General features: G+C 66.6%; 16 protein-coding genes. 4 read left to right on the forward strand and 12 right to left on the reverse strand.

Going from position 1 to position 20,649, the window contains the following annotated elements; all coding sequences use genetic code 11:
* Positions 1–2,373: an adenosylcobalamin-dependent ribonucleoside-diphosphate reductase gene (locus ACXJ16_RS23515; protein ID WP_463922320.1), complete on the reverse strand. Its 2,373-nt coding sequence runs from the start codon at positions 2,371–2,373 to the stop codon at positions 1–3.
* A 33-nt stretch (positions 2,374–2,406) separates the two neighbouring features.
* On the opposite strand from ACXJ16_RS23515, the gene ACXJ16_RS23520 reads away from it, so the two are divergent.
* Positions 2,407–2,616, forward strand: coding sequence for a hypothetical protein (locus ACXJ16_RS23520; protein ID WP_054438636.1), 210 nt, complete (start codon positions 2,407–2,409; stop codon positions 2,614–2,616).
* Positions 2,617–2,698: 82 nt separating this feature from the next.
* Here ACXJ16_RS23520 and ACXJ16_RS23525 read toward each other — a convergent pair whose 3' ends face one another.
* From ACXJ16_RS23525 to ACXJ16_RS23535, 3 genes are all read right to left on the reverse strand, one after another.
* On the reverse strand, positions 2,699–3,301 hold the full coding sequence (locus ACXJ16_RS23525) for a TetR/AcrR family transcriptional regulator (RefSeq protein WP_463922321.1): 603 nt from the start codon (positions 3,299–3,301) through the stop codon (positions 2,699–2,701).
* Positions 3,302–3,407: 106 nt separating this feature from the next.
* On the reverse strand, positions 3,408–4,223 hold the full coding sequence (locus ACXJ16_RS23530; RefSeq protein WP_463923314.1) for a hypothetical protein: 816 nt from the start codon (positions 4,221–4,223) through the stop codon (positions 3,408–3,410).
* 215 nt (positions 4,224–4,438) lie between these two features.
* Positions 4,439–5,557 carry an NADH:flavin oxidoreductase gene (locus ACXJ16_RS23535; protein WP_443478619.1) on the reverse strand — a complete coding sequence of 373 codons (1,119 nt, stop codon included), beginning with the start codon at positions 5,555–5,557 and terminating at the stop codon, positions 4,439–4,441.
* A 102-nt stretch (positions 5,558–5,659) separates the two neighbouring features.
* On the opposite strand from ACXJ16_RS23535, the gene ACXJ16_RS23540 reads away from it, so the two are divergent.
* Positions 5,660–6,022, forward strand: coding sequence for a winged helix-turn-helix transcriptional regulator (locus ACXJ16_RS23540; RefSeq protein ID WP_463922322.1), 363 nt, complete (start codon positions 5,660–5,662; stop codon positions 6,020–6,022).
* A 6-nt stretch (positions 6,023–6,028) separates the two neighbouring features.
* Here ACXJ16_RS23540 and ACXJ16_RS23545 read toward each other — a convergent pair whose 3' ends face one another.
* The 7 genes from ACXJ16_RS23545 to ACXJ16_RS23575 form a co-directional block, all read right to left on the reverse strand.
* Positions 6,029–8,119: an alpha/beta hydrolase family protein gene (locus ACXJ16_RS23545; RefSeq protein WP_463922323.1), complete on the reverse strand. Its 2,091-nt coding sequence runs from the start codon at positions 8,117–8,119 to the stop codon at positions 6,029–6,031.
* 124 nt (positions 8,120–8,243) lie between these two features.
* A complete protein-coding gene (locus ACXJ16_RS23550) occupies positions 8,244–11,360 on the reverse strand; it encodes a TonB-dependent receptor domain-containing protein (RefSeq protein WP_463922324.1) in 3,117 nt (1,038 codons plus the stop codon).
* A 136-nt stretch (positions 11,361–11,496) separates the two neighbouring features.
* On the reverse strand, positions 11,497–12,537 hold the full coding sequence (locus ACXJ16_RS23555) for a FecR family protein (protein ID WP_463922326.1): 1,041 nt from the start codon (positions 12,535–12,537) through the stop codon (positions 11,497–11,499).
* Positions 12,534–13,040, reverse strand: a complete 507-nt coding sequence (locus ACXJ16_RS23560) for an RNA polymerase sigma factor (RefSeq protein ID WP_292636631.1) — start codon at positions 13,038–13,040, stop codon at positions 12,534–12,536. Before ACXJ16_RS23560 ends, ACXJ16_RS23555 begins: the two co-directional genes overlap by 4 nt.
* 129 nt (positions 13,041–13,169) lie before the next feature.
* Positions 13,170–13,553, reverse strand: coding sequence for a ribonuclease HI (locus ACXJ16_RS23565; RefSeq protein ID WP_463922327.1), 384 nt, complete (start codon positions 13,551–13,553; stop codon positions 13,170–13,172).
* An 80-nt stretch (positions 13,554–13,633) separates the two neighbouring features.
* Positions 13,634–14,536 carry a tyrosine-protein phosphatase gene (locus tag ACXJ16_RS23570; protein ID WP_454797937.1) on the reverse strand — a complete coding sequence of 301 codons (903 nt, stop codon included), beginning with the start codon at positions 14,534–14,536 and terminating at the stop codon, positions 13,634–13,636.
* Between the two features lie 22 nt (positions 14,537–14,558).
* On the reverse strand, positions 14,559–16,829 hold the full coding sequence (locus ACXJ16_RS23575; RefSeq protein WP_463922328.1) for a TonB-dependent receptor: 2,271 nt from the start codon (positions 16,827–16,829) through the stop codon (positions 14,559–14,561).
* A gap of 395 nt (positions 16,830–17,224) precedes the next feature.
* Here ACXJ16_RS23575 and ACXJ16_RS23580 point away from each other — a divergent pair, with 395 nt between their 5' ends.
* Positions 17,225–19,096, forward strand: coding sequence for a methyl-accepting chemotaxis protein (locus tag ACXJ16_RS23580; protein WP_463922330.1), 1,872 nt, complete (start codon positions 17,225–17,227; stop codon positions 19,094–19,096).
* A 61-nt stretch (positions 19,097–19,157) separates the two neighbouring features.
* Here ACXJ16_RS23580 and ACXJ16_RS23585 read toward each other — a convergent pair whose 3' ends face one another.
* A complete protein-coding gene (locus ACXJ16_RS23585; protein ID WP_186000045.1) occupies positions 19,158–19,667 on the reverse strand; it encodes a DNA-deoxyinosine glycosylase in 510 nt (169 codons plus the stop codon).
* Positions 19,668–20,179: 512 nt separating this feature from the next.
* Between ACXJ16_RS23585 and ACXJ16_RS23590 the strand changes: the two genes are divergently transcribed.
* Entirely contained in the window at positions 20,180–20,629 is a 450-nt protein-coding gene (locus ACXJ16_RS23590; RefSeq protein WP_463922331.1) for a hypothetical protein, read from the forward strand.
* Positions 20,630–20,649 lie beyond the last annotated feature (20 nt).

Here is a 20,649-nt window from a genome sequence, read left to right on the forward strand (position 1 = left end):
TCAGCCGCACTTGCTGAAGCCGCACTGGGTGCAGGTGAGGCAGCCCTCCTGCATGTGCGCGGCCGGCTGCCTGCAGTTGGGGCACTCCTCCCCCTCGCCCGCCCCCGAAGCGGGGGCCAAAGCGGGGGCCAAAGCGGGGGCGCCCTCCTCCTGCCCCTGCGCATGTTCGCGCAGGATGCGGCCGATGAGGGCGATCAGGCTGGGCGCGTAGCTGCCCTTGGTATCGTGATCGAGCGCCACGAAAGCCCCGCCCTTGGCCGAGTGAACCCGTTCCAGTTCCTCGAAGATGAAGCGCGCGTCACCCCGGCGGCACACGGCGGAAAGCGTGCGGGTCAGCGCGGCCATCGTCTCGAAGTTCTCCGCCGAACTGGTGTTGATGAAGATCTCGAAGGGAATGCGCCGACCATCCTGGGCGACATAGTCGTTGATCGTCAGGTAGTAGTTCTCGCCGTCCACCGGCCATTTGATCTTGATGGTCTTGCCGGGCAGCACTTGCGGGCGGACGGGCACGGGCGTGTCGCCCGGGAAGGCGGGCTTCGCCGGTTCAAGATGCCCGGCTTCCCGCTTCGGTTCCGCCGACGATTCCGCCACGGGTTCCGACAGGACCGAACCGCGCACCCCGCTGGGCCGGTAAGTGGTGCAGCCCTTCATCCCGCTTTCCCAGGCGGTGAGGTAGACCGCCCTGAACGCATCGTAGGACATGTCGGCCGGGCAGTTGATGGTCTTGGAAATCGCCGCGTCGATCCACTTCTGCGCCGCCGCCGCAACCGCGATGTGATCCTCCACCGAAAGCTCCAGCGCGGTCACCATATAGGGCGGCAGCGGCGCTGCCGGATCGAATTCCGGCAGGCGGCTGTAGAGATACCAGCCATAGTCTTCGACCGCGAAGCTCTCGGTCTTCTGCTCGGTCGCGGTCTGCTCAACCACGACGGCGCGGTTGTAGCGCCAGGAGAAGCTGGGCTCGATGCCGGAACTGACATTGCCGTAGAAGATGCTGGTCGTGCCCGTGGGCGCGATCGTCAGCAGCACGCCGTTGCGGATGCCGTGCTTCGCGATGGCCTTGCGGATGTCCTGCGGCAGACGGTCCAGCATCGGCGCGCGGCCGAACGCCTCCGCGTCATAGGCAGGGAAGCTGCCACGCTCGCGCGCCAGTTCGATCGAGGCGCGATAGGCCTCGGCCGCCATGAACGCGCAAATCTCCTCCACCATCGGCACCGCATCGCGGCCATAGGGCAGGCGCAACTGCTGGAGCAGGTTGCCCAGCCCCGTGAAGCCAAGGCCGACACGGCGCTTGTCCTGCGCTTCGAGGCGCTGTTCCTCGGTCGGGAAAGGCGAGGTTTCCAGCACGTTGTCGAGGAACCGCACGCCGATCCGCACGGTCTCCTTCAGCCGCTCCCAGTCGACCCGCGCCGCATCGCCGAAAGGTTCGAGCACCATGTTCGCAAGGTTCACATGGCCCAGATCGCAGTCGCCATTGGGGGGCAGCGGCTGTTCCCCGCAAGGGTTCGTGGCCGAGATCGTCTCGCAATAGGAGAGGTTGTTCAGCCGGTTCACCCGGTCGATGAAGACCACGCCCGGTTCGGCATATTCGTAAGTCGTGCGGGTGATGAGGTCGAACAGGTCCGCCGCCCTGATCCGCCGGTAGACGTACCAGGGCCGGCCGTCGCGCTCGGTCACCGCAACATGGGCGCCATCGGCGCGCGGCACGTGAAAGCCCAGGTCCCAGTCGGCATCGGCGTCCAGTGCGGCCATGAAATCGTCCGTCACCGCGACCGAGACGTTGAAGTTCCTGAGCACGTCCTTGCGGGTTTTCGCCTCGGTGAAGGCGATCACGTCAGGGTGCCAGATGGGCAGCATCGCCATCATCGCCCCGCGCCGCGATCCGCTGGAGCGGATGGTGACGCACATGCCGTCCCACATCACCATGAACGGGATCACGCCCGAAGAGACCGAATTGGTCCGCCCCACCACAGCCCCGTCGGGCCGGATGGTGCCGAAATCCATGCCGATGCCGCCGCCCTGCTGCTGGGTGAAGGCCGCGACCTTGAGCGCGTCCATGATCCCGGCGCCGGGCAGGTCCGGCTCGGTATCCATCGAATCCTGGATCGTGGGGCTGACGAAGCAGTTGATCCACGTCACCCGCTTGCCGGTGCCCGCACCCGCGAAGATGCGCCCGCCGGGCACCCAGTCCCGAGCCTCCAGCGCCGCAAACGCCTCAGCCGCGTGCGCGCCGTCGTCCTTCGCATAGACGCCCGCCACCACGCGCCGGAACGTGTCCGAGGGGCTCTGCTCGTCGGCGTGCCGGTACTTCTCCTTCCAGACGTGGAGGGTGACGGGCTGGTCGAGCGGACCGGGCGAATTCGAGATCGACATGATGGTTCCTTGCCGGATGGATCAATACGGGAGGTGCGCGTCATCACGGGCCGAAACCTGGATAACGACCGGATGGGCATTCTGGTTGTCGGAGCGGACGGAAAGACCGGCGGCGGTTCGCGCACGCCGGCTTTGCAGGCTCAGCGGCGGTTCTGGCGCGCCGGTTCGCGGGGCGACGGCGGCCTGCCGGAGGCGCGCGGACACAGGGCGCCGAAGCGCCTGTTGCGATCGTTCATGAGGTAATCTCCGCGGCATCCGCGAACCGGACACCGATGGGATTCAGGATACTACCCGGTCTTTGAAATTCAACCCCGACCCGAAATTATCATCCGGCGATCGCCAACTCACCCTGCCTTTCGCGGGCCAGCAGCGGCGGCAGGGCAAAGCGGACGAGCGCCCCGGCGCCAGGCGCGGTAACGAAAGTGAGCGCGGGGGCATAAGCGATCTCGAACAGCAGCGCGCCCAGCACTTCGCCATCGGAGGCGACCCCCGGAAAACGTTCGAGCAGATAGGCGCCGAGCCTGCGCCACTGCGCGCGCACGATCTCCTCCTGCCGCCGGAGCGAGGCCGAACCCATAGGCGCGACCCGCGCATGTTCGAGCACGGTGAGCGACCATCCGCCGCTTTTCGAGCGTTCATCCGCCCATTCGGCCAGCACATCGACCACCGCGTCCAGCGTTTCGGCGCGATCGAGGCGCTTCAGCAGCTTGCCGAGGTTCTCCTCGGACTCGGTTTCAAGCACGGCGAGGAAGATCGCCTCCTTGCCCTCGAAGTTGGAATAGACCGCGCCCTTGCTGTAGCCGGCGGCTTCGGCGATCCGGTCCACCGAAGTTACCGCATAGCCATCGCGCCGGAACAGGTCGCGCGCGGATTTCAACAGCCGCAGGCGCGTCAACGCCTGGCTTTCACTTCGCGTCAGACGCGTCATTGCCCACTTCTCCTGTCGTGCCGCCCTTTGGGCGTGCATTATCCGCATACCCTATAGTACGCGGAAAGGAGAAATGCACCGGGAGAGATCGGCGTCGTGCGCGCCGCTATCTCGCCGCCGCCAGCGGGGTCGCCTCGACCGCAGCGGCGCTGGCCGCGCCGAAACGGGCTTCCCACGCCGCCAGGTCGGCACGGTACTGCTCGTAGCTGTTGTAGAATTCCGTGAACGGCGCTTCCGCTTTCGCAAGGCCGGAAGGCGCGAAGGCATCGAGCTGGCCCGCCGGCACGTTTTCGAGATCGACCGTCAGCGCCAGCGCCGCATTGCAGAGCGCAGGCACCACCGGGGGCAGGGCGAAGAAGTTGTAGACCTGGGTCTGGTACGCCTCGCGTTCGCGCACGCCCTTGGCGCCGAAGCGGGTGCGGTACTCCTTGTCCAGCGTCTTGTTCGCGGCCGCCAGCGCCTTGGCATGGCGTTTCTGGAAATCGGCATAGCCCGGCAGGATCGGCGCATATTGCGCGCCCATGCAGTTGAGCGCCGCGACATTGTAGGCGGAGCGCAGGTTCCACACGGCCTGCGCGGGCGAAACCCCGGTGTTGACGGTATGGCGCAGGCCGTCCGCCGCCAGCGCGGGGATCACCATGTTGGGCGCGGCGCCTACCGGAGGCATCGGCCGGGGCGGGATCACCACGACCGGCGGCGGCGGCGGCGGTGCCTCGACGATCTTCGCCGGGCCGCAACTGGCCACGCCGCCCAACAGCGCCAGCGCCAGCAGCCGCAGCCCGCGCGCTGGGCTCCGTGCCGAAAGGGCCTTCGCCGCGAACAACCCGCCCGCAAGCAGACTTGCGCCATGGGCGTGCCGCTCACGCCCCTCGTCACCTAGCGTGCCGAAATCTTCCCCGGAATGACCGACGGCCGAGATCATCTTGGACACCATCCCCCACTTGCATGCGCTGATCCGATAACACGCAGCCGACCGGAACCGGCCCGGTCTGCACGTTCGCGCAGCCTAGTTCGGCTTACCTTACGGCTGGCTTACAAGACGGCCATCAGCAGGCGCGGAGGGATGCGCGGCCTGAGCGGAGAGGGGGAATTTCCTGCCGCGGAGCATGAAGGCCATGCTCCGCGGCAGGGAACCGATCAGACCAGTTCGCCGAGCGCGGCGGCGTCGAAGCCCTTGAGCTTTTCGCCTTCGCCGTCACGCACCTTGGCCACCCAGTCGGGATCGCTGATGAGCGCGCGGCCCACCGCGATCAGGTCGAATTCGTCGCGCTCCATACGCTCGACCAGATCGCCGAGGCCGGTCGATTGCGAGCTTTCGCCGCCGAAGGCCGCCAGGAACTCCCCCGAGAGCCCCACCGAACCGACGCTGATCGTGGTCGCACCGGTCAGCTTCTTGGCCCAGCCTGCGAAATTGAGGCCCTTTTCACCGTCGATTTCGGCGAATTCCGGCTCCCAGAAACGGCGCTGCGAGCAGTGCAGGACATCGACACCGGCATCGACCAGGGGCTGCAGCCAATCGGCCATCGCCTCGGGCGTTTCGGCCAGACGGGCGCGGTAGTCCTGCTGCTTCCACTGGCTGAGGCGCAGGATGATCGGATATCCGGGGCCAACCGCCTCGCGGACCGCCGAAACCACTTCGCCCGCGAACCGCGAACGTTCGCGAATGGTCGCGCCGCCGTAGCGGTCCGTCCGCTCGTTGGTGCCGGCCCAGAAGAACTGGTCGATCAGATAGCCGTGCGCGCCGTGAATCTCGACGGTATCGAAGCCGAGGCGCTTGGCATCGGCGGCGGCGCGGGCGAAGGCGGCAACGGTATCGGCTATGGCTTCCTCGCTCATCGCCTCTCCGCGCGGCTGGCCGGGGGCGAGCAGGCCTGAGGGGCTTTCAACCGGCACGCCGGGGTCCCAGCCGTCCGGGCCGACGGTCGATCCGGTGTGCCAGATCTGCGGGCCCATCCTGCCGCCGGCGGCGTGGACGGCGCCGATAACCTGTTCCCAGCCGGCCAGCGCCTCATCGCCGTGGAACAGCGGAATGCCCGCCATGTTGCGCGACGCGGGCCGATCGACGACCGTGCCTTCCGAGAGGATCAGACCGACACCGCCCTCGGCACGGCGCTGGTAATAGGCCGCCTGCGGGGCGCCGGGAATACCCTCGGGCGCGAAGCCGCGCGTCATCGGCGCCATGACGATGCGGTTGGGCAGCGAGAGCGAACCGATGGTGATCGGGCGGAACAGGGTTTCGGTGGCGGATGCCGACATGCTCGAAAAGTCTCCGTTGAAGCAGGTGGCCATTAGGTATAATCTGGAAACCTAGCGTCAATGAGGCACCTTTGATAGCCTAGGTATACTGGAGGATACCGCTTGCCCGAATGCCAGCACTTCGACATCAACTGCCCGAGCCGTCTGCTGTTCGACCAGATCGCCGACAAGTGGTCGATGATGGTCCTCACCGTGCTGGACCCGGGCCCGATGCGTTTCAATTCCATCAAGCGCCATCTTGAAGGCGTGACGCAGAAAGCGCTCACCCAGTGCCTGCGCAAGCTGGAGCGCAACGGCCTGCTTTCGCGCCGGGTGATCCCGACATCGCCGGTGGGTGTGGAGTACGAGATCACCGGGCTCGGCCGCTCGCTCCACGCGCCGTTCAAGACGCTGTACCGCTGGACCGTGGATAATTTCGACGAAGTCGAAGCGGCGCGCCAGGCGTTCGACCTGCGCGCCGCCTGAGGCCGATCACTCGGCCGGCACGCCCGTGAATGCGGCATCCGTTTCGGCCGCATCTTCGCCCTTGCCGGAAGCCGGGGCCTTTTCCGGCTCGTAAGCCCCGCCGAACACGCGGGCGGAGAACCAGTCCATCTGCACGTTGATCTGGAACAGGCGGTGGCGCAGTTCGCGGAAGTTGTGCGGCTCACGCGGGGCAAGGTAGAGCGCGGTATCCACCCCGAGCGCCGAGAGCGCGCGGTAATACATCACCGATTGCGCCGAGGGCACGCGTTCGTCCTGCGCACCGGCCAGGATCAGCGTGGGCGTCGTCACCTTGTCGACGGCGGCGAGCGGCGAATAGTCCTGATAGAGATCGCGCCGGGCGGTTGTGCCGTAAGGCGGCGTCACGAACCACTCCTTGCGCTGCCAGCGCGTGTCCGAGCCGAGATACATCGAGGGCCAGTCCACCGCGCCCGCGCCGACAACCGCCGCCTTGAAACGGTCGGTGACCGTCTCCAGCCGGGCGGTCATGTGGCCGCCCGCGCTCCAGCCCATCATGCCGAGCCGGTCGGGATCGGCCATGCCGCGCCGCACGAGTTCGTCGACGCCGGACAGCACGTCCTTGTCGGCATGGCGGAAATAACCCGCATTCATGCCCTGGAGGAACGTGTCGCCGTAGCCGGTGCCGCCGCGATAGTTGACGCTGAGCACGAGCACCCCGCGCGCCGCCAGCAGCGGCAGGAAACGGCCATAGGCGAAGACGTTGAACTGGTCCGCAGAGCGCGGACCGCCGTGGCTCTGCACGATCGTGGGATAGGCATGGCCGGGCACATAGTCGAGCGGGAAGGTCACCAGCCCTTCCAGTGCCTGTCCGTCCGGCGCGGTCCAGTGGATCGCTTCCTGCCGGGGCAGGCGGTAGCGCTCGGCGATGCCGTCGTTGAGGTGCGTGACGCGAAGCGGGCGCGGGCTGCGCGGGTCCAGCCGCAGCACTTCCTCGGGCTGAAGCGCGCTGCGTTCGGTATAAGTCAGCATCCGCCCGTCGCGGGAAAGCGCGATGGAGGAGATCACGCTGTCCCCGCCCGCCACCTTGCGCCAGCGGCCACCGGCGGCCGGCACCGCGTAGAGCCCGGTGCGCACGCCTTCCTGCGCGGTGAAGTAGATCGTGCGGCTGTCGGCGGACCACAGCGCCTCCTCGATCGCCCAGGGCGGACCATCGGCGAGTTCGCGGATTTTCCCGGTGGCGAGGTCCACCACGAAAAGATTGGCGTTGAACGTGCCGTAATGCCCTTCGCGCGCATTGGCGCGGAACAGCGCGGAGCGGCCATCCGGCGCAAGGCGCGCGCCCATTTCCTGGTAATCGTTGTCGGTCAACCGGCGATCCGCGCCGTTACCCTTATCGCCGTTCACGCGGACCCACAGTTCCGAGGCGGCCTGATCGTCGAGCAGCCGCGAGGTGGCGCGCCGGTAGAGCAGGACGCCGCCATCGGCGGAAATATCGAAGCCGCGCACCTCGAAGTCTCCGGAGACGATCTTCTCGGCCTTGCCGGTGGCGAGATCGGCCTTCCACAATGCGCGGCGGGCGCCGGGGGATTCGAAGGCGATCATGTCGTCGCGCTCCTTCTTGCGCGCCGCCAGTTCCTTGCCGTCGGGAAGGTTCGCCAGGAAATAGATCGACTTTCCGTCGCCCGACCAGACCAGATCGGCAGGGGCGGTGCGCAGCGTGGTCAGCTTGCGCGCTTCGCCGCCATCAGCGGGAAGCAGGTAGATCTGGCTCGCCTTGTCCTCGTCCCGGCGGTCCACGAAGGCGATCGTGCGCCCATCGGGCGACCAGGCGGCATCGGTTCCGCCGTCCGCCAGCATCCGGCGCGGCTTGCCCGACGCGGTATCGACGCTCCACAGCTCCGTCACCGCGTGGTTCTTCTTCCAATCCGCCTGCGACACCCGGTAGAGGATCGAGGAACCGTCGTTCGCGGGAAGCGAACTGCCTGCCCGCGCGATGCTCAGCAGGTCCACCGCCCCCATCGTGGCGCGCGCGCGCACGGCGGCATCCTCTCCGGCGAAGGCCGGAACGGCGGGCAGGGCAGGCGCCAGCGCGGCGGCCAGAAGCAGTGAACGGAACATTCGGGAAGCGGCGACCATGGGCATCTCGCGTCAAAAGGCCCGGCGGCACGCAGGCACCGCCGGGAGGGGGATGGACTTTGAAAATGTGCGGGGGGAGAGAAACCGCCCCTCCCCCGCGCCGGGCTCAGAACTGGAACTGAGCTCCGAGCGTGAAGGAACGGCCGGTCACGCCATAGACCGAGTTGTAGTTGTACTGGCTGCCGCTTTCGGTGCCGTCCGGAAGGAACGGTCCGTACTTGTTGAACACGTTGCGGACCGAGCCGAAGATCCGCAGGTTCGGATTGGCCAGCGGCGGCGTGATGCGGAAGCTCAGGTCATGGCGCCAGTAGGCCGGCACATTGAGGAACAGGGGATCGGTGATCCCTGCCGCCGCGAAGCTGGCCGCCGCCTCGTTGCTGTCCACGGCCTTGCCGATGTAGACCGTGGTCCACTTCAGCATGAAGCGCTTGGAGTTCCAGGCGAGGCTGGCCTTGGCGCTGTCCTTCGAGGTGCCGACTTCGCCCAGCCAGTTTTCCGAGGACTGGCTGGCGATGCCCTGGTACTTGGTGCCCAGTTCCAGCCGGTGGTTGTAGTTGAGCGAGAACTGGATGTTGCCGGGGATGACTTCCGGGCGGAACTGGTACGCCACCGCCACGTCGATGCCGCGGGCGCGCAGTTCGTCGAGGTTCTCCTGCTGGTTCACCAGGCGGGTGATCTGGCCCTCGGCATCGCGGGTAATCGCATCGCAGAAGCGGTTGCCGTAGCCTTCCGCATCCGAATAGCATTCGAGCATCTGGTTGGTGTTCGACAGCGCCGAAATCGCATCCTTCACCCGGATGTCGTAATAGTCCACGCTGGCCTGGAAACCGGGAAGGAAGCCGGGGTTCACCACCACGCCGGCGGTGAAGGTATAGGCGGTCTCTTCCTTGAGATCGGCATTGCCCGCATTGGGGGCGTTCACGCTGGTGCTGTCCTGCCTGAACACGCCGTCCGCCGCGATGGCTGCGGCAATCCCGGCGTTGCTGCGGCAGTTGTCGGCAACCGTTCCTGCGGTGGCGGCGGTAACGCCGCTGCAGATATCGACCACGGTGTCGTAATCGTCACGCGGCGGCGAATAGAGCTCCGTCGTGTCCGGCGCGCGCTGGGCGCGGCTGAACGTGGAGCGCAGGTTCATGCCGCGAACCGGTTCCCACTGCGCGCCGGCCCGGTAGCTCAGCGTGGTGCCGACCCCGGAGAGGTTGTAGCGCGCCACGCGCACCGCCCCGTCGAGGCTGAGGCGATAGATCAGCGGAATGTCGCGCAGCAGCGGCACATTCGCCTCGGCATAGGCTTCGCCGACCTTCACCGTTCCCGCATATTCAGGGATATAGGCGAAGTTGCTGTAGCCGCTCGCGGTCAGTTCGTCGGTATGGGTCTCGGTATGGTCGCGGCGCAGCTCGAAGCCGGTGGCGATCTGGACCGGACCGGCGGGCAGTTCGAACAGCGTGCCCGTGAGGTTGCCGCTGAGCGTGTGCTGGCTGTTGATCGACTGATACCAGACATTGCCGCGAATATAGTCGGCGGCGGCATCGCTGATCGAGCCGATGCCGAACATGTTGAGCGGCACGCAGCCGTCCGCCCGTGCGGCCTCGTCGGCGCAGACGATCGAACCGTCGCTCAGCCGGGTCGCGTTGAGGGCGTACTGGACGTGCTGGTAATTGACGCCGTTGGTCCGGGTCTGGTTCTGTTCGAAGCGGCCGAAGCCGTAAGTCACGTCCCAGTTCCAGTTGCCGAAGACGGTGCCCTCGAACCCGGCCCAGGTCCGCCAGGTCTCGCGCTTGTTGTCGATCGCCATCTGGCCCACCTCGGTAAGGCGGCGGCGGAAATCGATCCCGGAACTGGTCGAGGCGGCGGCGATCACGTCCGGCACGAACGGATTGGTGCGGGACAGACGGCCCAGCGTGAACTCGTCGTTGACGCCGTAGCTGGACGAGTTGGACAGGTAATAGGGTTCGCGAAGCGAATTGGTGGTGATCCGCGAATAGAGCACCGTCGCCTTGAACTTCAGGCTGTCGCTGAATTCGTAGCCGATCTTGCCGGCCGCGCTGATGCTCTCGCGCGGGACGATGAGCGTGCCGTTGGTGCGGGAATCGTAGCCGTTTTCGGCCGTCACGAAGCCCGACTGAAGGCCGTTCTCGTCATAATAATAGGCGCCGCGGCTGCTGAGGAAGCGTCCGCCCGGCGTGTAGCTGCTGAGCGCGGGCGAGGAGACCGTGTTGCTGGTGGCATCGTAGCTGACCGATTCCAGTGCCCAGTCGCGATCCCTTGCGCTGAGGGCGTACTGCTTCTCGTAAGTCCCGGTGGCCATCAGATAAAGCCGGTCGTCAAGGAACTTGCCGCCTGCGGCGAGCGAGTATTCCGTGCCGTCGCCGCCGCCGTCGTTCGTGGCGGTGCCCGCTGCCCTTCCCTTGATCCCGATCAGGTTGTTGTCGGTCATGATGTTGACGACACCGGCGATCGCGTCGGACCCGTAGACGGCCGAAGCACCGCCCGTGCTGACATCGATCCGGTCCACCAGAAAGGTCGGGATCGTGCTGAGGCTCACCGCGTTCGAATTGCCGACGTTGGACACGGTGCGATGACCGTCGATCAGCGTAAGCGTACGATTCTGGCCGAGGCCGCGCAGGCTGACGGTCGAAAGGCCGTTGGTCTGCGTGGAGGTCTGGCCTGCCGAAAGGTTGAGGCCCTGATCCACGCCGGGAATGTCCTGCAGGGCTTCGGCAAGGTCGCGGTAGCCGTGCTCGGAGATGTCCTCCTTCTGGAGCGCCACCACGGGGATCGGGGAATCGAACTCGGTGCGCCGGATGCGCGAGCCGGTCACGACCAGTTCGGTCATTTCGGGTTCGTCGCCTCCGGTATCGGCCGCCGGCTGCGCCTGCGAAGCCGGTACTGGAGACACCGGAGCACGGCGGACCACGAAGACGCCCGACGCGCCCTGCTCCGCCGTCAGCCCGGTGCCGCGCAGCAGCTGGCCCAGCGCGGCGCGGGCGGTGAAGCTGCCCTTGAGTGCAGGCACCGTGCGGTTCGCCACCGAAGCGCCGTCAAAGATGACCTGCTGCCGCGCCGCCGAAGCGAAGCTGCGCAGGGCGCTGCCCAGGCTCTGCGACGGAATGTCGAGATCGAAGCGCTGTTCCTCGGCAAAGGCCGGAACCGCCTGCGCCATCAATGCCGCTGCAACGGCGCTGCCCGCACCCCAGCGGGATGCAGCAAGAAATTTCCCCATGTTTTGCGACCCCTGTTTGATTGATTGTTGCCGCAGGGTGAGACGCGCGGTGCCGCCGGAGGGACAGCGCCTTGCCGGAAACTTTTTTCAGTCCGGAGCGTCAGGCGCCGCTTTTTCCTTCCCCGATCCTGCCTTTTCAGCGCCGCTCGATCTTCCAGCCGTCGCCATCGGCGCTGACCTCGATCGGATAGAGCGCGGTGACGCCGTCAAGGAACGCGCGCGCATCGCCCGCCCGGAACACCCCGTTGACGACGATCGCCCCGGTCTGCGCATCGGCCAGCGCGATCGGCTGGCGCGAATAGCGGTTCACGCGTTCCACCGCACTGGCCAGCGTCGTGTTCTCGAAGACCAGTTCGCCGTCCTGCCACGCCTGCCCCGCGCCGATCTGGAACGGCGCAACGCGCGGTGCCTCGACACCCTGCGCCAGTGCAACCATCTCGTTGCCGGGCGTGAGCTGCGGTTCGGACGCAAGGCGGCGCGGCCGGAACTGCTCGCTTGGCGCCATGCCGCGCCCCGCGGTGCGATTGACGACGGCCACGTGCCCCTCGAAGAGCTGGACGTGAACGTCCCTGCCCAGCAGTTCGACGGAGAACGACGTGCCGGTGGCCACGACGATGCGGTTGCCCGCCGTCACGGTGAAGGGCCGCAGCGGGTCCTTGGCAACGTTGAACCGCGCGCGCCCCCGCACCAGTACGAGCGAACGCCGGTAATGCCCCAGATCCACGTCCACGGTGGAATCGCCGTCGAGGGCAAGCTGCGATCCGTCGTCGAGCAGGACCGTGCGCCGCTCCCCGATGCTGGTGGCATAGCGCTGCGAATGATCGCCCCACACCGACAGGACGCCGAGGAAGGCCAGCAGCAGCGAGGCCGCCAGCGCGACCGCGAACAGCGACTTGCGCACTTCGCCGCGCCGCCGCCCGCTGTCGGTGCGGTCCTCGTAGTCGCAAAGCGCGGCAGTGCGCAGGCTGATGATGTCGGGCTCTTCGCCCAGACCGTCCAGCGCGCGCGACATCCGCGCCATGTCGGCGAAGGCATCGGCATTGTCCGGCACCGCCAGCCAATCGTCGAACTGCGCCTGGTCGGCCTCGCTCATCGAGCCGTCAGTGAGGGAAAGATACCAGGACGCGGCCTCTTCGGCGCGCGGATCGACGGTATCGGTGATGACGGAATCCTTCATTTTACGTCTCCCATCCGGGAGGCGAGCAAGGCCATGGCCTTGGCGATCTGCTGCTTGACCGCGCTTTTCGAGATGCCGTAGCGCTCGGCGATGGTATCCTGGCTGAGCTGCTCGAACTTGTAGAGCACGAACATCGTCCGCGTGCGCTCCGGCAGCGCCTCCAGCGCGCGGACCAGTTGCTCCACCCCCTGCCGTCCGCTCGCGATCGCATGGGGATCGACGAACTCGACGTCGCGGCGCTCCTCCGCTTCCACGAAATGGCGATAACGCTCGCGCACGCGGTAGCGGCGGTGCCGGTCGGCCAGCAGGTTCACGGCGATCTGGAACACGAAGGCGTCGGGGTGGTCGACGCCGGAATCGTGCCGCAGCATCCGCTCGAAAACCTCCTGCGTGAGGTCCTCGGCTTCCGCGCGATCCCCGATACGGCGCGAAAAGAACGACATCAGGACACGCCGCCAGCGCCGGTCGAATTCTCCGATGTCATTGCGTGCCTGCACCCGCACGGCGGTCTCCTTACCAGCGCCCCTCCTTACCGGCGGCAAGTCGTCAGCACCGGGTAAGACGCGCGAACGCCGCCTAGGGACAGGAGGCAACCTGTGCAATGCCCTCCGAATTGCGCCTGCCGGAGCGCCCTATCGCGGATGCCGCGCGGCAAGCGCGATCCCGGCGAGATTTTGCCCGCGCCTGATCCAGCGGACCCTGGCCGGCGCCCCTTTTGCCGCCAGCGCCCGGAATGCGGCGGAATGTGCGCCATCGGCCTGCCCGGTCCTGAGAACCGCATCGGCCCGCCGCACCACTTCCCGCGAATCCCCGATCAGCTCGACCTCGGCCTCACCCGAAGCCTGCGCCAGTTCCAGCGCGCGGATCAGCGCGAGCCATTCGGCATCCTCATTGCCGCCCCGCCCGAGATCGGTGAACAGGTGCGCGGTGCCGCGCATCACCACGGCCACCTCGATCGGGCCGGGATTGGGGCGGCAACCGCCATCGAAGAAGACTTTCAACCTGCGCCGGGACATGAGCCCCTCATAGATCGCGAGTCCCGAAAGACAATCTTCGGGCACCGCCTCCGGCGCAGGCTCCAGTACCCGCCTCGGGCTCAGGCTCGGTCCAGGTAGAGCGCGCGCAGCCTTTCGATCTGCGCCGGGCCAAGCCCCATCTCGTCGGCAAGATAACCCTCGGCCCCGCCGCGATGGGCATCGAGCGCGCCGAACGCCGCCTCGATATAGGCACGGTCGGCCTTCATGAAGGCGCCCAGCACTTCGGGCGGCAGGCGCGACCAGGGCTGGCCGTCCAGCGCGCCGCCCTTTCCGGCCGAGGCGGCAAGCGCGGCCGGGAGATAGCGATTGGTCAGCAGATAGTCCTCGATCACCGTCTCGCGCGGGACGCCCAGCGCGGTGAGCAGCAGCGCGGCGGCAACGCCCGTGCGGTCCTTGCCTGCCGAACAGTTGAACGCCAGCGGGGCATGGCCCGCCAGAAGCTGCGCGAACATGCGCTTGTACTGGGGCGCAAAAGTGCGCAGCATCGTCGGATAGCTCGCGGTCATCATCGCGCGGGCCGATTCCGGCGTCATGTGGGCCATGTCCTTCGGCATCAGGCCGATGGCCATGCCGTCGTAATCGTCAGCGAAGACGGTCGGCCCGGAGGCGGCATCGGCGCCCCAGGGCGCGGGCTCGGCCGCGCGCTCGGCATGGTCGCGAAAATCGCAGACCACGCGCAGCCCCCGCGCGTCAAGCGAGGCGAGATCGCTTGCGGTCAGCCCTGCCATCGAGCCGGAGCGGAACAGCATGCCCCACTTCACCGTGCGGCCGTCGGCAGTGCGATAGCCGCCAAGGTCACGGAAATTGCGCCCGCCTTCCAGCGGCAGCAACCGCTGGTGTCCGGGAGCCTGCGAACCGGCCGAGGCGGTGGGAGCCTGCGCCTCCGCGCGCCAGGCGACCAGCGCCGGCGTGCAAAGCGCGAGCATCGATGCGCCGAAAACGGCGATCCGGCGGATTTTCATGTCCATTTCCCTTCCCGCCCGATCAGAACTGCACGGTGCTCGAAATGCCGTAAGTGCGCGGCTCGTTGTAGATGCCGTACTGGCCGATCGCCGAGCTGTAGCTGCGCAGGTAGGTATAGGCCTTGTTGAACAGGTTGCGCGACCAGACCGACAGTTCCATCTTCGCGCCGGTGCCCGGCATCTCGATCTCGCTCAGCGCCACCCGGCCGTTGACAAGGAAGGCGCTCTGGCTGCGGGTGGGATCGTTGACCTGCGCATACTGCTTCGACGAATAGTTCGCATCGAGGTGGAAGCGCAGCGTCGCGTCGCCCAGTTCGGTCTGATAATCGAACGCGCCGCTCGCCGCATGTTTCGGGGTGAACACCGGATAGACCGCCATCAGCGGATTCCCGGTAACGAAGGGGTTCGGCGCTTCCGGCAAACGCATGTCGGTATAAGTATAGCTGCCCGAGAGCGTCAGCCCCGTCATCGGCATGACGGTCAGTTCCGCCTCCACACCCTTCGAACGGCCTTGCCCTTCGGCATTGGTGGTCTCGGTGGTCGTGCGGTTGCTGCTGGCGACCGGGGCGTAGAAGTCGATCTGCACATCCTTGTAGGCCGCCGTCCACGCCGCAAGGTTAAGCCGGACGTGGCGATCGAGGAATTCGGTCTTGGCGCCCACTTCGAAACTGGAAACGCTTTCCGGCTTGAACGCGCGATAGGTCAGCGAGCGCGAATTGGCGCCGCCCGCCTTGTAGCCGGTGCTCCACTTTCCATAGACGTGGATGTCGTCGGCAAGATCGTAGGCGAGGTTGATGGTCGGATCGAACCGATCCCAGCTCTCGTCGAGCAGGTAGGCGGTGGCAACGCCGTTGACCTTGTCGAGCGAGCCCGACTTCTTGTCATGCGTATAGCGCCCGCCCAGCATCAGGTGCGCCTTGTCGTTCAGGAAATGCGGGCTCCAGGTCGCCTGCCCGAACACGCCGATGCTGTCGGTATCTGCACGGCTGGCGCGGTCCGGGAACGCGCTCGACGCCACGGGATCGGGCAGAACGGTATAACCGGTGCCGTCGGCGTTCCACTTGTTGGTGTTCGGCGTCCAGGCGTCGTCCCGGACGTGCTCGTGATAGTAGAAGCCGCCCGCCACGAAATCGACTTCGGGCAGCGTGCCGATGACCTGCACTTCCTGGCTGTACTGGTGCTGCCAGACATTCGCGAGGCTGTAGCGGCTGAAATTGGCGTTGGGCGCGAAGACCGTGATGTTGGTCATGCCGTTGTCGAGCTGGGTCTGGGTCAGCTCGCGATAGGAACTGATCGACTTGACCTCGATGGCCTCGGAAAGGTTCCAGTCGAGCGTCACCATGTGGCCATGGGTCTTGCCCGTGCTCCAGGCCTGCGGCACGCCGATGTTCGCCTCTGACGCGCGATCCGGCTGAAGCTGGATCAGCGGCGCGCGGGCATAGGAACCGCCCGAAAGGAGCTGGACGTAATAAGGCGTCGTCCGGTCCTGAGAAATGTCGAAGCTGTAGAGCGCACTGAAGCTGCTGCTCGGCTGCCACAGTGCCGCGGCGTGGAGACCGCGCTTGTTGTAGGCATTGAAATCGTGCGCGCCGGCCAGCGGATTGTCGACCGTGCCGTCACGCCTGGTGATCAGCGCGTCGAGCTTGACCGAGATATTGGCCACGGCGGGCAGGTCCAGATGGGCGCTGGCCTCGCGGGCGCCGTAATTGCCGATCCCGGCGGTGGCGCGCAGGCCCCATTCGCCGCTCGGCTTCCTGGTCACGATGCTGATCGCGCCGCCTTCCGTATTGCGCCCGAACAGCGAGCCCTGCGGCCCCTTGAGCACTTCGATCCGCTCGACATCGTAGAGCGCCGATCCCAGCCCCTGCGCGCGGCCAAGGAACACACCGTCGATATAGACGCCCACGCCCTGGTCGCGGCTCGGCTGGTTCGCGTCGCCCATCGTGCCGATACCGCGCATGCCGACCGTGAGCGCCGAGGAACGGCTGAACATCGGCGCGACGCGCAGGCTCGGGATCGAACCGTCCATCAGCGATTCCAGCGAAACGACGTGGCGGTTGCGCAAGTCTTCCGTGTTCATCACCGCGATCGAGATCGGCGTGGTCTGGAGGCTGGTCTCACGCTTCTGCGCGGTGACGACGATGTCGGAAAGCCCGGGTCCGGCCTCCGCCGCCGCGCTTTCGGCAGCGACGGCAGCTTCGGCTGCCTGCGCGGAACCTGCCGCCAGCATGGCGCCAAGCGCACTGCCGGTCAGTACGGCGGAACGGAAAGAACGTGAAAAGCGAAAGGACATGGATCGAACCCCAGCAATGATGTCGGGGCGTCGGCTAGAACGTCTGTATGTCAACCTTGTTACGCTTGTATCGAATACTCACGGGACAGGCTGTCATAAAACCGTCTCAAAAATAGAGATCGAACGGCTGATTTTCGTGACTTTATCGGATGCGCGCCAACAAGTCGCGCCGCATCGCAGCCCATCAATGGAACGATTGTTTTCAAGGCGCCCGCCAATGGCCTCGCGTCGATGCCCTGCCCGGCCGCCCGCGGCGATCTTCGGCTCCTGCCGATTCGCCGCGCGGAAGCCCGCGCATGGCCGTCTGCGAGCGCCGGGAAGCGCACCGGCCGCCTATAATACGATCAAGGCACGCCCAGCGCGGCTCCATCCGCTCCCCGCAAAATGGATTCTACATGCTTGAATTTCTCAACGACTGGCGGCTTCCGAGAAAGCTGCTCGCCGCCTTCGGCATACTCGTGGTGCTGTTCGGCGCCGTAGGCATCAACGGACTCGTTTCGACGCGCAAGCTCGATGCGATCGCGCAGAACCACGTCGATCACGGCATTGCCGGCATGTCCGCGCTCGCTGACGTCATCAGCAACGTCAAGGAAATGCGGATCATCGTCTATACTTACTACGCCGCGGTCAACACGCCGCAGGAAGAAGCCGATATCCGCGAGCGGCTCGACAAGACCAAGGCCGCACTGGCCAAGGCTGTGGACGAGTACAAGCAGGTCGCCGACGAGAGCTTTACGCAGGATGCCACGGCCCTCAGCGCCAATGTCGAGGCTCTCAACAAGGCCAACGACCATCTCTTCGCGGTGCGCGCGGCCGGCGACCTTCCCGCCGCCATGACCGTGCTCAAGACCGAATCCCGCACCGCGTCCCACGAGATCATCGACCTGACCGAGAAGCTGCTGGACGAGTCCCGCGAGCGTTCGCGGGAACAGGCCGCGCAAGGCGCAGAGACCGCAGATTTCGCCATCTGGCTGTCAGGCGGACTGGCGCTTGTCGGCATCGCGGGCATCGTGCTGATCTGGCTCGTGCTGAACGCCTCCGTCGCCGCGCCGATGAGCCGTATCGCGGATGTCACCACGACACTGGCGGAAGGCGGGCGCGCCGATGTTCCCTATCGCGAGCGCCATGACGAGATCGGCGAGATCGCCGGCGCCGTCGAGCAGTTCCGCGCCGCCGCCGAGGCCCGCGCCGAGATCGACGCCAAGGCCGCCCGCGAACAGGAAGTCGTCACCTCCACCCTGCGCGGCAGCCTCCAGGCGATCAGCGAGGGGGACCTCACCCAGACCATCTCCGCCGAGTTCCCCCCCGCTTACGGCGAACTCAAGAGCAACTTCAACTCCGCCCTCGGCGCCCTGCGCGACCTCATCGGCGCCGTCGCCGAAAGCGCCGTCGCCATCCGCACCGGCTCGAGCGAGATCGCCCAGGCATCCGAAGATCTCGCCCGCCGCACCGAGAGCAACGCCGCCAGCCTCGAAGAGACTTCGGCCGCGATCACCCAGATGGACGAGCGCCTGCGCGCCACCGCCGCCGCCGCCGGACGCACCGTGCAGCGCGCCGACGGGGCGATGACCGTGGTCGGTTCCGGCCGCGACATCGCCGACGAGGCGGTGCAGGCCATGGGCCGCGTCAGCGAAAGCGCCAAGGGCATCGATTCGGTGATCGAGGGGCTCGACAAGATCGCCTTCCAGACCCGCGTCCTTGCCATGAACGCCGCTGTAGAAGCGGGCCGCGCAGGCGATGCCGGTCGCGGTTTCGCGGTCGTGGCCGATCTCGTCTCGGCGCTCGCCATGCGCTCGGAAGAGGAAGCCAAGCGCGCCCGCGAACAGCTCACCGCGACCCAGACCGACATCGGCACCGCCGTGGAAGCGGTCCAGCGCGTGGACGGCGCCCTGCAGAACATCTCGGGCGACGTCACCGAAGTGCACTCGCTGCTGAGCAACATCGCCAGCGACAACCAGGCCCAGTCCTCGACGATCACCCAGATCAGCGCCACGATCGGCACGATGGACCAGGCCACCCAGCAGAACGCCGCGATGGTCGAGGAGACCTCGGCGGCGGCGCGCAACCTCAACAGCGAGGTCACCTCGCTGTCGGACCGCGCCGCGATGTTCCGCATCGGCAACGAACCGCAGGGCCTGCGCCCGGCGCTCCGCCCCGTGCCTGTCAGCAGCTCGGCCAGCATTTCGGCCAGCGCGCCTATCCAGACGATGGCCTCGCGAAAGCCGCTGAAAGCGCTCGCCACCGCCGATGACTGGATGGACTTCTAAAAAGCCTGCCTGAAAAGCCGCCCCGGATCCTCCTGGCTTCGCCAGGGCAGGCACGGGGCGGCTACCCCAGATAGCCTGCGATTCCGCGCCACACGTCGAGCTTTGCAGCGCGGGACAGGGCCGCATAGGCGGCGCTGGACGAAGGCAGATCCACCAGCGCCCAGCCGGCATCGAGATGGGCCAATTGCCGTCTCCCGCGTCTGGCCGCGGTGCCGCCGTTGAAGCCGATCATCCGCAGATGCGGCAAGCGGCCAGCAAACCCGGCAAGATCGCGCTCCGTGGCATCGCGTATCGCGGTATCGAGACTCCCCTGCCGCCGCGCGGTTGCGATCACATCCCACAGCCCGATGCCATGCGCCTTCAACAGGTCCAGCCGCTCGGGATAAGGCCGGGCGCGCAAGCCGGGCTCGGCAAGCACTTCACCCATCAGCCACCAGAACGCATTGGTCGGGTGCGCGTAATATTCGCCCGCCTGCAAAGACCGCTCCCCCGGCAAACTGCCCAGCAGCAGCACGCGCGTATTCATATCGACACTTGCGGGCAGCGCGGACTTGGGAAGCGGATCGGGCATGGCCCGCGGAATAACGCCGAAGCGCGGGTTTTGACAGGGCGCCGATCCGCTCGCTTCCCGCTCATAAGTCCGGTTTACGGTGAAATCCCGATCCGATCCACGGTTCGCGAACCGGATAAATCGCCGATTTCCGGGCGGTTCGCCGCTCGTGCCGATCCGTAACGTAAAAGCGGTTGCCGGCCGGTCGCCCCCTGCCATCTCCCGGTTTCGACGGCGCCGGAACCTCCGGCCCGATACTGGAGAACGCCCATGACCGACACCGATATCCGCCCGATCGCTCCCGTCTTCTATGCCGGCGCCCTTGCGATCCTGGCTCATGTCATCGCCTTCGCCATCGCCCTTTCCTGACGCCGCGATGGATGCTCCCAAGCGGGCGTGGCTCCGGTCGGCCGGATCGCGCCCTCAGGCGGCGTTTCCTGCCGTCCGGGCGCGCAGATTCGGCAGATTGCATGACTGTAGCCGGCTAGGCTGAAGGCTCGCCCCCTTTTCGCTTCGCAAGGATATCGGACAAGGTGCGATTGTCGCCTCCGCCGTTCCGGGCTATGCGCAAGGACATGTCCGCGCGGGTGCTTCATGGCCGGGGTTCCAAACCGACGAGCTTGCTGCTCGTTCTCGGCGCCCTGCTGGCGCTGTTCGCGATGGCCAACATGCTGACGGTAACGAACTGGCATTCCGCCCTTGTCGATCACGACGATTTCGGGGCCGACGCGGCGCTTTTCGGGCATGAAGACGGGCACCGGCACGACAGTCCCTCAGCCAAGGGTATGGACGGCGATCCGGCTTCCCCGGCAAACGACCTTCACAACATCACCCATTCGATGATCCACGGCCTTGCGGACCTGGTGCCGGACATCGAACTGGCGATTCCGCTTCTCGCCGTGGCGGCGGCATGGTTCGTCGGCCGCGATTTCGCACTTTCCGGCATAGCGCCCCAGGCCCTGCTGCGCCCCCCTCGAAGCTGAATCCGGCACGCCCGCGCGGC

It is taken from the genome of Novosphingobium sp. TK71, assembly GCF_055361505.1.

Bases quoted from the DNA above. Each gene is read 5' to 3' on its own strand.
- ACXJ16_RS23515 (WP_463922320.1), bottom strand. From the start codon at position 2,373: ATGTCGATCTCGAATTCGCCCGGTCCGCTCGACCAGCCCGTCACCCTC.
- ACXJ16_RS23585 (WP_186000045.1), bottom strand. From the start codon at position 19,667: ATGCCCGATCCGCTTCCCAAGTCCGCGCTGCCCGCAAGTGTCGATATG.
- ACXJ16_RS23565 (WP_463922327.1), bottom strand. From the start codon at position 13,553: ATGTCCCGGCGCAGGTTGAAAGTCTTCTTCGATGGCGGTTGCCGCCCC.
- ACXJ16_RS23545 (WP_463922323.1), bottom strand. From the start codon at position 8,119: ATGTTCCGTTCACTGCTTCTGGCCGCCGCGCTGGCGCCTGCCCTGCCC.
- ACXJ16_RS23575 (WP_463922328.1), bottom strand. From the start codon at position 16,829: ATGTCCTTTCGCTTTTCACGTTCTTTCCGTTCCGCCGTACTGACCGGC.
- ACXJ16_RS23580 (WP_463922330.1), top strand. From the start codon at position 17,225: ATGCTTGAATTTCTCAACGACTGGCGGCTTCCGAGAAAGCTGCTCGCC.
- ACXJ16_RS23535 (WP_443478619.1), bottom strand. From the start codon at position 5,557: ATGTCGGCATCCGCCACCGAAACCCTGTTCCGCCCGATCACCATCGGT.
- ACXJ16_RS23530 (WP_463923314.1), bottom strand. From the start codon at position 4,223: ATGATCTCGGCCGTCGGTCATTCCGGGGAAGATTTCGGCACGCTAGGT.
- ACXJ16_RS23555 (WP_463922326.1), bottom strand. From the start codon at position 12,537: ATGAAGGATTCCGTCATCACCGATACCGTCGATCCGCGCGCCGAAGAG.
- ACXJ16_RS23525 (WP_463922321.1), bottom strand. From the start codon at position 3,301: ATGACGCGTCTGACGCGAAGTGAAAGCCAGGCGTTGACGCGCCTGCGG.
- ACXJ16_RS23550 (WP_463922324.1), bottom strand. From the start codon at position 11,360: ATGGGGAAATTTCTTGCTGCATCCCGCTGGGGTGCGGGCAGCGCCGTT.
- ACXJ16_RS23570 (WP_454797937.1), bottom strand. From the start codon at position 14,536: ATGAAAATCCGCCGGATCGCCGTTTTCGGCGCATCGATGCTCGCGCTT.